Annotated in this window: 15 protein-coding genes; 2 read left to right on the forward strand and 13 right to left on the reverse strand. The window is 41.2% G+C overall.

From position 1 onward, the window contains the following. Nucleotides 1–59: 59 nt before the first annotated feature. Together J2Y37_RS04920 and J2Y37_RS04925 are read left to right on the forward strand one after the other, a co-directional pair. On the forward strand, nucleotides 60–941 hold the full coding sequence (locus J2Y37_RS04920) for an EamA family transporter (protein ID WP_349032070.1): 882 nt from the start codon (nucleotides 60–62) through the stop codon (nucleotides 939–941). A gap of 92 nt (nucleotides 942–1,033) precedes the next feature. Continuing rightward, nucleotides 1,034–1,897: an EamA family transporter gene (locus J2Y37_RS04925; protein WP_349032071.1), complete on the forward strand. Its 864-nt coding sequence runs from the start codon at nucleotides 1,034–1,036 to the stop codon at nucleotides 1,895–1,897. A 22-nt stretch (nucleotides 1,898–1,919) separates the two neighbouring features. On the opposite strand, the gene J2Y37_RS04930 is transcribed toward J2Y37_RS04925, so the two are convergent. From J2Y37_RS04930 to J2Y37_RS04990, 13 genes are all read right to left on the reverse strand, one after another. Next, nucleotides 1,920–2,366 (reverse strand): hemerythrin domain-containing protein, encoded by a 447-nt coding sequence (locus J2Y37_RS04930; RefSeq protein WP_349032072.1) that lies wholly within the window; start codon nucleotides 2,364–2,366, stop codon nucleotides 1,920–1,922. 153 nt (nucleotides 2,367–2,519) lie between these two features. Then, the gene (locus J2Y37_RS04935) at nucleotides 2,520–3,290 is read right to left on the reverse strand and encodes a TSUP family transporter (RefSeq protein ID WP_349032073.1); all 771 of its coding nucleotides are present in this window, start codon (nucleotides 3,288–3,290) and stop codon (nucleotides 2,520–2,522) included. Between the two features lie 11 nt (nucleotides 3,291–3,301). After that, a complete protein-coding gene (gene truB, locus J2Y37_RS04940; protein WP_349032074.1) occupies nucleotides 3,302–4,195 on the reverse strand; it encodes a tRNA pseudouridine(55) synthase TruB in 894 nt (297 codons plus the stop codon). 148 nt (nucleotides 4,196–4,343) lie between these two features. Beyond that, a complete protein-coding gene (rplS, locus tag J2Y37_RS04945) occupies nucleotides 4,344–4,715 on the reverse strand; it encodes a 50S ribosomal protein L19 (protein ID WP_004673132.1) in 372 nt (123 codons plus the stop codon). Nucleotides 4,716–4,851: 136 nt separating this feature from the next. Continuing rightward, nucleotides 4,852–5,592 (reverse strand): tRNA (guanosine(37)-N1)-methyltransferase TrmD, encoded by a 741-nt coding sequence (trmD, locus tag J2Y37_RS04950; RefSeq protein WP_004673133.1) that lies wholly within the window; start codon nucleotides 5,590–5,592, stop codon nucleotides 4,852–4,854. Nucleotides 5,593–5,637: 45 nt separating this feature from the next. Next, nucleotides 5,638–6,186, reverse strand: coding sequence for a ribosome maturation factor RimM (rimM, locus tag J2Y37_RS04955; RefSeq protein WP_004673135.1), 549 nt, complete (start codon nucleotides 6,184–6,186; stop codon nucleotides 5,638–5,640). Between the two features lie 24 nt (nucleotides 6,187–6,210). Beyond that, nucleotides 6,211–6,468: a 30S ribosomal protein S16 gene (gene rpsP, locus J2Y37_RS04960; RefSeq protein WP_165382351.1), complete on the reverse strand. Its 258-nt coding sequence runs from the start codon at nucleotides 6,466–6,468 to the stop codon at nucleotides 6,211–6,213. Between the two features lie 165 nt (nucleotides 6,469–6,633). Continuing rightward, complete coding sequence (locus J2Y37_RS04965; protein WP_349032075.1) at nucleotides 6,634–7,104, reverse strand: prepilin-type N-terminal cleavage/methylation domain-containing protein; 471 nt, start codon at nucleotides 7,102–7,104, stop codon at nucleotides 6,634–6,636. Beyond that, nucleotides 7,097–11,317 carry a PilC/PilY family type IV pilus protein gene (locus J2Y37_RS04970; protein ID WP_349032076.1) on the reverse strand — a complete coding sequence of 1,407 codons (4,221 nt, stop codon included), beginning with the start codon at nucleotides 11,315–11,317 and terminating at the stop codon, nucleotides 7,097–7,099. The genes J2Y37_RS04965 and J2Y37_RS04970 overlap by 8 nt, the downstream gene beginning before the upstream one ends. 13 nt (nucleotides 11,318–11,330) lie before the next feature. Next, nucleotides 11,331–12,065: a pilus assembly PilX N-terminal domain-containing protein gene (locus J2Y37_RS04975; RefSeq protein WP_004673140.1), complete on the reverse strand. Its 735-nt coding sequence runs from the start codon at nucleotides 12,063–12,065 to the stop codon at nucleotides 11,331–11,333. A 2-nt stretch (nucleotides 12,066–12,067) separates the two neighbouring features. Continuing rightward, on the reverse strand, nucleotides 12,068–13,282 hold the full coding sequence (locus J2Y37_RS04980) for a PilW family protein (RefSeq protein WP_349032077.1): 1,215 nt from the start codon (nucleotides 13,280–13,282) through the stop codon (nucleotides 12,068–12,070). A 1-nt stretch (nucleotide 13,283) separates the two neighbouring features. Next, nucleotides 13,284–13,772 (reverse strand): type IV pilus modification protein PilV, encoded by a 489-nt coding sequence (gene pilV, locus J2Y37_RS04985; RefSeq protein WP_349032078.1) that lies wholly within the window; start codon nucleotides 13,770–13,772, stop codon nucleotides 13,284–13,286. After that, complete coding sequence (locus tag J2Y37_RS04990; RefSeq protein WP_349032079.1) at nucleotides 13,769–14,182, reverse strand: GspH/FimT family pseudopilin; 414 nt, start codon at nucleotides 14,180–14,182, stop codon at nucleotides 13,769–13,771. Before J2Y37_RS04990 ends, pilV begins: the two co-directional genes overlap by 4 nt. Between the last annotated feature and the right edge of the window lies 1 nt (nucleotide 14,183).

Below are 14,183 nucleotides of genomic sequence, written 5' to 3' on the forward strand. Positions count from 1 at the left end.
GATCTTTGGTTAGAATTCAATTATTATGTGAAAGTTACACTAACTCAATTGCTGATTAAATGTCCAACTCAATTCTAAAGTCACCGCTGTCTGCCATAGCACTATTGATGCTTGCGATGATCTGTGTCCAAGGCAGTGGTTCTTTAGCCAAAATGTTATTTCAGAGTTTTCCAGTATTAACGGTCTCTGCGATGCGCTTGTGTTTTGGTGCACTCATTTTGGCTGTGATTTTTAAAATCTGGACCATTGATTTTCGTACAGTTCGCTGGAAAGCCATCCTGAGTTATGGTGTTGCGTTGGCAGGTATGAATGGGTTGTTCTATTTATCGCTTGAACGTTTACCTCTGGGTCTTGCCGTTGCGTTTGAGTTTATTGGACCTTTAAGTGTCGCGCTCTACTACGCTCGCCAAAAATATGACTTTATCTGGGTCGGTTGTGCGATTTTGGGCTTAGCGTTATTGTTCCCAATGCAACAAGCCCAACAAAGTCTCGATTTGGTGGGGGTATTTTTTGCTGTCAGTGCAGGTGCGTGTTGGGCCATGTATATTATTGCAGGACAGAAGCCCTCAGGCATTTCTGGCAACCATACGGTTTGTTTAGGCATGAGTATTGGTATGCTCTGTTTACTGCCATTTGCTGCTTTTTCTGGAGCGATGGATCGTGTGTTCGAACTCCCCAATTTATATTATTTTATTGGGCTTGCTATTCTCGCCAGTGCCTTGCCATTCTCATTGGAAATGATCGCTTTGCGTAATCTGACACCTTTGAGTTTTGGCACATTAATGAGCTTAGAACCTGCTGTTGCCGCGCTTTCTGGATTTGTATTTCTCGGTGAAAAACTATTGTGGAATCAATGGCTCGCTCTTGCCACGATCATCATCGCCTCAATCGGTTGCACCTTTACCATGCAACGCTCTCGTCAACAAAAAGAGGTTAAATAAAATGCCGCTTTGCAATAAAAATGTACCTGTCCGAGCGTATGATCATCATGCCTGTTGTTTAGGTTTTCTTAAACTTATTTTGTAGATCTGCCATGAAAAATCTTCAATTGGTTGCAGTGCTATACATGGTTTTATCCATGGTTGCCTATCAAATTAGTGCCTCATTTGCCAAGCAACTGATCACCACACTCGACCCACTGACAGTGACGATTTTAAGGCTTTGCTTTGCGACTATTATCGTGGCAATCATGTTCCGTTCATGGACGGTTATATCCAAACTCAAACAACTCAAATGGCGAGATCTATTGCTTTATAGTGCTTCTCTGGGCTGTATGAATATCTTGTTTTATACCTCTTTAGGCAAACTGCCCCAAGGGATTGCCGTGGGTTTGGAGTTCATTGGACCTTTGAGTTTGGCCTTACTCTCAATCAAACAGCGTAGTGATTATATTTGGGTGATTTTTGCAATATTAGGGATTGCACTGATGGTCCCATGGCACGATGCCAACCAAGACAATTTTTCTTATATTGGGGCAGCTTGTGCTCTCGGTGCTGGGTTTTTCTGGGCCTTTTATATTTATTATGGACATCGTGTTGCACAACAAAATATCGGCATGCATGCGCTCACCATTGCGATTGGTTTATCGGCATTGATCCTATTGCCTTTTGGTTTATGGAATAATGCCCCAGTCTTACTTGACACCCAATACTGGGGTAAAGCCTTAGTCATTGCAGTGCTAGCGACAGCTATACCTTATGCACTCGACTTAATGGCCCTCAAACGCTTAAGTAAACTCAGCTATGGCACGCTCACCAGTCTAGCACCCGCATTAGCTGCTTTGGCAGGCCTAGTCATCCTGCATGAGCAAATCAGCTTGATTCAATGGGTTGCACTTGCTTGTATTATGGCGGCATCCATCGGTGTAACTTTACGCGGGGAAAAACAAGTTCCGTGACATGGTGAAGGAACACTGAATATTAAGTTTCAGAGACCTTATATTTACCATATTCCTTTAAATATTTCTGAGCGAGGCTTTCTTTCTCGCGATCAGAGAGGATTTTCCCAGCCTGTTGAAAAAACGTATGTTCTTCTTCTTTTAAGTGATGATGAACTGTCTCACTGAGCTGTTTAGCAGTTGCCAACCAGCTCGGATTACTCATATCTGTTACTTCTAGTTTCTCGATCAACTCATCCATTTCATGATGCTCCGCCAAAGCATGGCGGGTAATACCTAAACCCACATCATCAAACATTAGTGGAATATATAAATAGCGATCCTCGGCAACCGAATGAGCATATAATTCATTTTTCAATAATTTAAATAATTGTTTTCGTTCATCGCTCATACCACTGGTCGCAATGAGTTTCTGAGCTAGACTACGTTGTTGCTCATGACTTTCTCGGAGTGCTTCAAATATATTCATCGATCACCTCTAGGATTGGCTGACATCATCAACATAGGATTTAAATCCATTATCATGTTGTTGTGCTTGGCTGATCTTTCATAATAGAAAGTGTTGTTTTTTTATACAGTGCTATTTAAGTATGTTTTTGTCGTGAAAATTTAATGTTTAGATTCAAGCTGCAACCAAAATCTGATAGCCCAAGCGACAAATTAAGATACTCACCAAAATCAGAAAGAGAATCCGGATAAATCCACTGCCATATTTTAAAGCCAAACGAACGCCCAATAATGAACCCGCAATATTTGCCACAGCCATCATCAAACCTAGACCAAATAGCACATGCCCGGTCGGAATAAAAAAGCTCAAAGCTGCCAAATTGGTCATAAAATTTCCGATTTTAGACAGGGCTGAAGCATGTAAAAAATCGACCTGTAAAAAACGGATAAAGAAGAAAATAAAGAAACTACCCGTTCCTGGACCAAAAATTCCATCATAAAAACCTATCGCAAGACTACCGATTGCAGCAAAAATCAGTAACTTTGGTGTGATGCGTTGATCCACATGGACTTGGCCAAACTGCTTTTTCATTAAAGTATAAATCGCAATCACGATCAGCATGACCAAGACGAAAGGTCTTAATATATGAGTTGGAATCATCGAGACACATGCAGCGCCAGCAAAAGAGCTCACAAAGGCAAAGATCGCAATAACCACCAACAACGGCCACTTCAATTTAACTCGTCGTACAAATGAAAAGGCTGCTGAAGCTGTACCACAAATCGAGGCCAATTTATTGGTTCCGAAAATGGTGGCTGGGGCTGTCTGAGGTAATGCCCCCATCAAGGCAGGAATTTGGATCAATCCCCCACCGCCAACAGCCGCATCAATTGTTCCTGCACAAAACGCAAAGAACACGAGACTCAGTATCAGTTCCCATTCCATCGATGATTACTCTACAAATTCAAGAGGCGTTTTGGCACTAGACGTTTCTTATCGGTGATTTCAGCCAAACCTAAACAACGTTCACCATCGAACACCAATACTTCTGCAACAGCCTCATGCTCAATATTACTTTCCTGACCGTTGCCAAAATACTTTTCACGTCCTTCTGGCAACTGAACTCTAGGAAAATGCGCAATAGGTGCATAGACGGGAAGTAATAAAGCATCTCGTTGTTCTAGCGATAAGCTTTCCAAATACTCAATGGTGTAGTCTGGATTTATCTCAAAATGACCTGTTTGAATACGATGCAAATGAGTCAAATGTCCACCGCAACCTAAGGCTTCACCAATATCCTCACCGAGCACACGGATATAAGTCCCTTTTGAACAAGTCACATCTAAAGTCAGACTATCTTCAGTAAAGCTCACCAAAGTTAAGTCATAAATCGTGACTGGACGTGCTTCTCTTTCAATCTCAATGCCTTGACGCGCCAACTCATACAACGGACGCCCATCCCGTTTTAAAGCTGAATACATTGGTGGAATTTGCTGAATATCACCACGAAATTGCGCCAATACCTGTTCAATACTTTCTTGGGTTAGATGTGGTACTTCTCTCTGCTGGAGAATTTCACCTTCGACATCACCTGTCGTGGTCGTTTGACCCAATTTGACTGTAGTTTGATAACGTTTGCTTGAATCGAGTAAGTAATGTGAAAACTTGGTTGCTTCGCCCAAGCATATGGGTAATAGTCCCGTCGCCAAAGGATCTAAAGACCCTGTATGCCCTGCTTTCTGAGCATTAAACAGTCGACGTACTTTTTGCAATGCTGAGTTTGAACTGATTCCTAAAGGCTTATTTAATAAAAACACACCACTTAGATGACGATAAGCACTTTTTTTCATAAATAAGAGTCAAAATACAAAGATGCATTTTAGCAAAACTATCTAGAAAAAGTTGCACCTTTAACTCATGGTCAAGGCAAATAAAGACCTATTGGCATAAAAAAATGCGCCTATTGGCGCATTTTTTTGCTTTAAAACAACGTTAAAATTAACCTTGTTTACGAGCTGGTAACTTTTCACGAATACGTGCAGCTTTACCAGTCAATCCGCGTAGGTAGTAAAGTTTCGCGCGACGTACATCACCACGACGTTTCACTTCAATTTTAGCAACAACTGGAGAGTGAGTTTGGAAAACACGCTCAACACCAACACCGCTAGAAATTTTACGAACAGTGAAAGCTGAGTTCAAACCACGGTTTTTCTTCGCAATCACAACACCTTCATAAGCCTGAAGACGTTCACGGTTACCCTCTTTTACTTTTACCGAAACAATAACTGTGTCGCCTGGAGCAAAAGATGGGATATCAGTTTTCAACTGTGCATTTTCAATTACTTGAACTAAAGGATGTTTACCACTCATTGTGGGAATCTCCATAATTGCGGGAGAGAAGAGGTCTCTTACACCGCTGGGGATAGAGGCTAAAGCGCATATCGACCCGTTTAACTTTCTCTTCACGACAGACTGTCTTAAAGAGCCTATTTATACTTAAATAATTTTAAGTATCTAAACTTTGCAGCCATTTTTTTTGCTGCTTGGTCAACTCGACTTTTTCCACCAACTCTGGTCGGCGATCTAAAGTCCGTTGATAGCGCTGCAAAAACCGCCATTTCTCGATATTGGCATGATGTCCAGATTTTAAAACCTCTGGAACATCCAAACCTTCGAAATGATCAGGCTTGGTATATTGTGGACAATCCAATAAACCATCCACAAAAGAATCTTGTACTGCCGACTGGTCATCTGACATAACATTCGGCAAACGTCGAATGATACTATCAAGCAATACCATCGCAGGCAGTTCACCACCCGATAAAACGTAATCCCCAATTGACCATTCTTGATCAACATAATGCTGGATTAAACGTTCATCGACTCCTTCATAACGCCCACACAATACAATCAAACCATCATAGTCGACAAATTGTTGTACTGCCTGTTCATTTAAGGTTTGCCCTTGCGGTGACATATACACCACAGGTGCATGAACACAGCCTGCTTGCGTAGCGAGTTGTTTGGCATGGCAAATCGCTTTCGCCAAAGGCTCAGCCATCATCACCATACCAGGACCACCACCAAATGGACGTTCATCCACTCGTTTGTAGTTGCCCTCAGCAAAATCTCGTGGGTTGATGCAAGTGACTTGCACGATGTCACGTTTCGATGCACGCCCGCTAATCCCGTATGCTGTAATCGCTTCGAACATCTCAGGAAATAATGTGATGACTGCAAAAAACACCGCAGACTCCTTTATTATCCTGCTGCGCGACTATCCTCTAAAGGATTAGTAATCTACGCCCCAATTGACGTAAATACGACCAGCTTCAAGATCAACGCGTTGTACCACATCTTTATGCCAAGGAATCATGCGTTCCTCAGAGTCAACGCTGTCAAGGGTTGCTTTTACAACCATGACTTCATTGGCACCCGTTTCAAACAGCTCATAGATTTGACCGAGATTAACTTCCTGCTCTTCATCATCCAAACCGAACACGGTTAAGCCTTTAAGATCAGACCAGTAATACTCGTTCACATCCGCTTTTGGAAGCTGTGATTTGGCAATCCAGATATCAACACCAACTAAGTTTTCTGCGCCAGTGCGATCATTTACACCTTTTAACGCAACAACCAAGCCTTTGCCATGTGGTTTCCAACGTTTTACATCGATTGTTTGCCAACCTGCCTTGGTCTCAATGTACCAAGGAAGGTAGTCAAACATATTGCTCATAGGTTCAGTATTTGAATACACCCAGAGCCACCCATTCAATCCATAAGCTGAACGTAACTGTCCAATCTGAATACGATCTTCTGGTACATTCTGTATTGGTGTCATGGGTTACCTACTACAATACAAATATTATGCAGCAGCTACAGCTTTCTTAGCTTGAGCAGCTAAAGAAGCAACACGCTCTGAAGGTTGAGCGCCTTGAGCAACCCAGTGTGCAAAACGATCAGCATCTAAACGAAGTTTTTCCGCTTGACCTTGTGCAGTTGGGTTAAAGAAACCGATACGCTCGATGAAACGACCATCACGCGCATTGCGGCTATCAGTCACAATAATTTGATAGAATGGACGTTTTTTTGCACCACCGCGCGCTAAACGAATAACAACCATGAGAACAACCTTATAGTTTTTACGGATTATCCCTGCGCCGACCATCGGCAGCATTTCAAACCCCTTTAATAGAGGGCGACATTCTACGTTAAATTTACACTGAAAGAAAGATCAAATATTAAGTTATCCGCAGCTTTGAATTTAAATGATTGAAATCCAAATTCATTACCAATCTTCTGATTCTGTACCACAACTCTGATTGGTAATATTGGCCGTGGTTTTTGTTTTACATTTTATGCCCGTACTGGTGAATAATAAGGAATAATTACGGGGACTTTGGCTTTCGGCTTTGAGTGACCAAGCCTGTGAATTTAGGTTCAAATTCAATGTAAATTTTTGCTTTCCAGTTGTCGTATCCAATGGAATCAGCAAAGTTGTATTGGTTGCATTCGGAACATCGAAGTAAGGTCCTTTATTTGTAGAGGTTCCTTTCAATACGAAACCATCATAACTAAAGTTACGTGTCCGATGTTTTTCTAATAGAGCTGCGACTTTATGCATCTCTTGTTGTGCCGTTGATAGATCTGCACGGCGTATATAAATGTCATAGCTGGGGATCGCTATCGCTGCCAAAATAGCAATGATAGCGACAGTGACCATCAGTTCAATGAGTGTAAATGCCGATTGTTTATTCATTGCTTTCATACCATTTGAGTGGCACGATTTGACGGCGCATGGTGTTGATTGGCATTGCATTGCCACCAACGATGCTATCTTTGGCATTTGGGTTTAAAATTTGGCGTGTCGCCTCATTTTTCTTGTCGAGTCCAGTACCAACACCCGCCATAACATCAACAATACCTCGCCCTGCGCCAAAGCTCATTTCGGTAACGTTTTGCTCACAAATACCAAAAGGTAAACAGTAACGTTGAACCGTAGTAATACCTTGTGCTTGTACCCGACAACCATCAGTTGTACCGTTCGGATTATAAACACTGGCATATAAGCTTTTATTCATCACCACCATTTCACCCAACACCTTACTCGCCGCGGTATTGGTTATCGGTTTTTCATTACCATTTTGATCAAGTTGCTTGCCAATCACTGTTTCAGCCGATACATACCAACCATTTTGCACTCGCTTATTACCTGAAGTTTGTAGATCAGCTAGCGTTAAAGCTGCACCATTTAAATCAGCGACTTTCATTTCTTTTAAATCGCTTAATAAAAATTTTGCTGTGGTACTTCGGGCTGCAAATTTAAAATTAGGATGAATCACTTCTCGATCAAAAAGATTATAAATCGTACTGGTTGAACTTTTATCACTAAATGGAAGGCTACGGTTTCCTGAAGCAATGCTAATCACTGCACGGGGTTGTTCATAACCATATACACTAAAATTAGGCGCTTCATAAAAACGCTCTTTTGAATTTGTAAATATAAGGCGAGCAAATCCAGCGTTATTGCCCACACCTAACTTCGAATCAAAATCTATACGCCAAACCTGTCCACCCAAATCTCCAAAATAAAGATGATCTGTCAAACCATCGCCATTACGGTCTGCGGTATTAATCCGGCTCACCACACTATATTTCATGGCTTCAATCTTTAAACTACTGGCAGCATTGGCACTGGCCCACCATAAAAGCGCGCCATTTTCAGCATCAAACATATATATACCAGCACCTTTTTCATTTGCTTGGTGTGTATAGTTTTGATCTTCATACCGAGCGTCATAACCACCACCGACGATCATGACGCGTTTCAATTCACCTTTCCATGCGACCTGAGTAATGGTTGGTTTTGACCAGCTTTGCCCCATTTGACTCAAGGCTGTTTGTGTATTCGTGTCATCTATAATCGTATCTTGATTAATGATGCGTTTATGGTCAGGATCAATATGAAATTTAAGTTTCGGAGTATTTAAACTCACCAAGTCAAGTGCATAGTAACTCCGTCCACCCATACGTAAACCACCATAAGCAATTTGTTTTCCCTTTGGTGCTTTACTATTTGATGAGTCTGTTGAACCAACGGTAGCTATAACTTTACTGCTCCCGTTACTCGCTTTTTTCATGCCATAGACATATTCACTATATAAGGTCCAAGCTCCATCTATGCCGTATGCCATATTGGCTTTTAAGCCTGTTTTTTCTTTTAAGAAGGCATTCCTTTGTCGGCTATTTTCAAGCATTTCATTTGGAACAAAAGCAAACTGCTCTTTTCCAGTTTCAGCATCAACTACATGAAGTAAACCTTGTGTTGTACCAAACAACATATAATCTTTTCGAGTATCCTCTACAACATCACCATTTGCGTCAAAAGTCGCTTCTTGGGTCAATTTTATTGGCGTAGAATGTAGATTCATGCCCACTTGCCAATTACTACGATTGGCTTCAGTTAGATCATTTGCGGTCGCGCCCTTCTCTAACTTATAACCCAATAAACTCATAAGATAATAATCTTCATCCTTCACATTATCTCGCTTATTTGGTTCAAGCACACAACGACTTTGATTTGAAGTGTCTAAATAATGATTATCAATGGCTTTAAGTTGACGTGTAGCTGTAAATCGAATATTACCCTGACCATCATTTTCACAATCACGATTAATCAATAAAGTACGTCCAGTTGTATTTTCAGTGGTACTTAAATCCTCAAGTTTGGCGAGCAGACCACCTTTATTCCAATCTTTTACATCATAACTAGGTGCACTTGTACTCCACGCATCTTTAAGCTTATAAACAGAATTATCATCTTGGGTGTAATATTTTTTGAAGTTCCCCAACCAACTGGCTTTTTCGGTCGGTTCAAACATACTTTTATAGACATCATTGCTCATACGATATGGGGTAAGCGGATCAGCAGGAAGCGTTTGCAAACCAATTGGATCGGACTCCATTTCGACAAGGCTTTGGTTAAAATCCAAAATCCCCTCAGCAATACTTTGAGCACTAGATAGTTGATACCAACCGCCGCCGCCATGCACTCCCCAACGTGCCAAGTTTGCAACATCTGCATTATAAGCAGCTTGATCTAATGGTACAGGCAGTACGTTATTGAGTATTTTATTAAGCTTTTCAATTAAATCCCCTAAACCAAGCAACGATAGAACGGGATTTAATGCTTTTACAATATTTGCTACAGGTTGTAGTAGGCTTGATAAAACGGTTTTCGGTGCTTGAATCATCCCTAATTCGTCTGAGGTTTTGGCATTTGGAATATGGGCAAAGTCGCGGCCGATCCCGCCAACACCTGTTTTTATACCGACACCATTATTATAAGTACCTTCTTTTAGAATGCCTGCATAGTTTGCAATACAGTTCCAAGTCGCGGATGATGAACCATTTGTCCAGCCACTTGGAACAGTGCCACAATTAAAAACGGTATTACTGGATGGGTCTAATGATCGACTCATTAATTTACGAACAGGATTATTGCTGGCGTTAAATGGCTCTCTTGTTGCCCCTCCTAATAACCCATCAAGTAAATTTGGATTTAAATCTGGGACACTGCCTGTCAAAACATACAAACCTTTAGCACTACACTCAGCACTCGTTGCTGGCGGTCCAACATAACGATTACCAGATTTACTAGCATCGGCAGATACAGGGAAACCGCTATATGCAGATGTATATTGAAGATTTCCATTATAACGATAGAAAGATTTCCATTGATTGAGTTCTAAGCCAATCAAAGATGCGCCAGTTGTTGGTAGGTCATGACAATTTGTACTATTTGTCGATGTACATTTATTTTTATACCAATCTGGCTCGCCTATCCCTAGAAGACTAGTACTCGAACTTCCCCAACTATTACATTTACCAGTTACATCATAATCATTACAGCGTTGATACTCTCCATAACCAACAGGAATTCCGAGTACATTAAGTTCTATTTTTCTGGCACGACCAACTTCAACAATCCCAGTACCTTTAGTGGTATTGCTGAGCAAATAAGCACCTGTTTCAGCATAGGCTGTGGCTGTCGGTGTACTTAAGCCAGCTAGGTTTTTTAAATCATTAATTAAAGTCGGAATCGTACCTAAAGCACCTAGAACCAATCCAACAAGATCAAGCGCCAAGAGTTTTCCAACCAGCTCATTCACTTTTGTGGTAATACTAGCCGCGGGATCGACACTGCTCACTTCACTTATTTTTGCTTTAATTTTGGCACGTTGTGCGGCATCAAGTGGTTTTGCTTCAACGGCAATCATACCTGCCAACTCATTTTTTCCAGTGCCTGATTGATTCATGGCTGGAAAAACAGACAGACCTACAGAAACGTTATCAGGTAAAGCATCAATCCCTTTTCCTGAGTTACCGTCAATCACATCATGGATTGCTTGTTTAACACGGTACAAACGGTTGTAACAACGATAAGCTGGACCTGCAATTGCCAACGGTGGATTCTCAACCAGCTCACAACTGTCTTTAATATACTGCACAGACCCTCTCAAGCCGAGTAAATCTGCACCTAAAATAGGATTGGTAATACCATCAACACCTTCTAAAATTTGCGTTACCAGCAAAGAGGGGATGTAACAAGAATGTGGATCTGTTGGCGCACCAGTATCTAATTTCACCAAGCCTAATAAATTAAGATCAACCGTTGCGATACTACCCAATAAACTAGTGACATTGCCAAGTAGACTGCCACTTAAACACAATGGATAGTCACGCTGTAAATCTGCAATTGGATCCGCTCCCATACTTTGGGATAAATCCACCATCAACATAATCGTATTACTACTATTATTTTGCTGATAAATCTCAATATCGCTTGCAGATGCAACTGAAGATAGCACTAAAAAACTCGACAATACCGTGCAACTCAATAACAACCCTTTTGTTCTATTTTTTTGCTTACGTTCACGTTTTGTTAGTTTTTTCATTTTATTATTATTCATGACCCTTTCTCCCTTATGAACCTGATGGTTCAAAGTCAGATAAGAAGCGATATTCTGCTACTTGCATATTATACAAAAGGCTTTCTTCATTATTCTTTAAGCAGTCAGCCACTTCATTTGTACCGTCATTATCTATACTTTTGGTTAAACAGCCTTGTTTAGTATCCGTACTCCCCAAAAAGAGCGTCTTATTTGGATCGAACAACAACCCTTTCATCACCGATACCACATAGACACGTAAACGGATGTTGTTTTCAGTTTTTGCTCCTAAGCTTTCAGTCCCACGAGCAAGGTCAGCAAATGGTACTGATACATCTTCTGTTTCTCGTTTAATATAAACCTGTGTTACCACTGCCGAACGGCCACCAGATACTGAATCTTTATTACATGCTCCGCCACCCGTTGCCATGTTCAAGAAAGATGAGCTATTTAGACGATAACTTGCATTACTTAATTGAAATGGCTCAGCCCCTGAAAAACAAAACACCAATTCAGCTTCTCTATGATTTTCATTTCTAAAAAATCCAACGATTCCATTTGTAGCGGTAATGTGCGGTCGAAATGCAGGATCCTGAAAAGCCATCAGAGCAGCATCAGAGTTTTGCAATAACAAGGTTTGCATTTGATTATTACTCACCAATTTCAATGAGCTAATACTCTGGCGAATCGCGAGCGTTCCTATAATCGTAATCATCAATACGATCATCAACACAATGATAAGCGTTGAACCTTTTTCATACTGAATCATATTCAAGCCCCCCCTGTACATGTTGACGCTGCACTACTATCACAACCTTCAGTCACCCAACCCATCGCATTTCTAAGCGAGACTGTTTGATCAACCACTTGGCGTAAACGAGTATCTTGATATGTGGGTGTGAGTGTTACTTTGGTACCGAGCACCTGAAATGGTTCTTTATTTCTTTCTTTAATAATGTTTTGACTACCGGCGCTGTCTGCTGATTGGACCAATACACCAAGCTGAATCGCATGAACATGTGGACGTACAGGCTGCATTACACCATCAATATTTTTATTTTTAGCACTCAAAGCCATATAGTTTTTGATATCTGTATAAGCGAGTGTGCTATCGGCATTATCCAGTTCGCCATCGATATATCCTAAACGAACCTGAAAAAAATCAACATTCGGCAAAATAACCTGACTATCTTGCCAGTCTAATGATAACGGCGGATCTGTTTCACTGAGGAGATCAAGTTGCGCTTGTGTATATTGGGCCGCCTGACAGCGCAACGATTGACGCAAATCTGTTGAAGTTGAACCCACATAATACCTTTGCACCACAAATGTATCTTTTGCTAATGTATTTCCAGAACAATCAAAGCCCCCTTGTGGTGCCTGATAACGAATTACGAGTTGGTCATTGGTTAACCCTGCTACATTCGCGTTGCCAAAACTCGTTAACTTATTATCAGAGAAACAGGTTGCACAGTTTAAATTGATTTTTGACCCTACATTATTCGATGTCAGGATAATTCCAGAATAAGCAATTTGATCGTTAACAGCGGGGATTGGGGAACTTAAATTAGCTTTACGAACATCATCAATAATAAAGTTCAAGCCAAAACTTGCACTGTCCTGAATATGTGACATAGCTTTTTGCAGCTTATAACTGGTTACCCCTGTAATAAAAAGCTGGATTGCGGCGGCAACAATAATCAGGCCTAACGCAAGTGAAATCATGAGTTCGATCAAGGTAAATCCTGAGCGAGGATTAACAAAGTGAAACTTTGTCCGAGCGCAAGACGGAGATCTATGCTCGAAGTAACCCGATGCCGCAAGATGAGAAGGTATGCTTTGAGTACGAGGGTTCCGAGCGCAAGACGGAGAGCTATGCTCGAAGTAACCCGATGCCGCAAGACGAGGAGTCTTACTTCGAGTACGAGGACTAGCGATGTAATGCAGCGAGCTATGCTCGAATTGATTTATGAGGCTTCTTTTCATTTTAATAAGCCTCCAAAAATAAACAGTGTGAACCTTTTACATACACGCCGTCTTTAATACATGACTCGACCCCTTGACTGCCTGACAGAGTAGTCTCTTCCCATGCGACATAAATACACTGCCGTGTATTTCCAGTTGGACAGTCTGCAATCGATAGATTCATTCCATTATTCTTCGCTTGTACAGCCGCATTATTTAAATCTTGTTCTGCGATACTTGCAGCATCGCCAGCTGTTGTTGCAACTTCTCCTGTGGGAATAGTTAACGCACCAACATTATATTTTCCATCTCTAACAGCTTGAGGGTTTGCTCTCATACGTTCAGCCAAATCACGAGCAATCGTCAATCCAATCACTTGCTTACTCGCCTCCAAACTGGCATCAACCGCTTTCAACTGTAGGGCTGCAAAACCTAGTACAGCGATTGCTAGAAGTAATAGCGCAACTAAAACCTCAACTAAACCCACACCTTTTTGTTTGTTATAATTCATGTGCAAGCCCCCTCTTTTATTGTGGTATCACCCGTTATCCCAACAGCAATACAATAAGAAAAGCCATTCCGCAGTAAAATAAAATTGGTAGCAGCAGCTACACTGCCATTGTTTCTAAATTTAAGATAAGTTTCTGAACGGCTATCAACTGTGACTCCTTTTTCTAAATGAGCCACAAAGATCCTATTTTTATTGGTATCCATGATCGAAAGTGCTGTTGAACAATTGGCTTCTGATAACGAGCTTAAACAAACACCAGTTGACTCCCGAAGCATCACGGCTTGGGCTCTAGCCTCAGATACTTTCATCGCCACGTCACGTGCTGAAGATTCTAGTTTTTGACGTGAATACATACTGGCAAAAGAGGGTGCAGCCATCACTGCAAGAATTGCAATAATTGTAATTGTCACA

It is taken from the genome of Acinetobacter sp. 3657 (genome assembly GCF_031456775.1).
In the GTDB taxonomy this organism is placed as follows: Bacteria; Pseudomonadota; Gammaproteobacteria; order Pseudomonadales; family Moraxellaceae; genus Acinetobacter.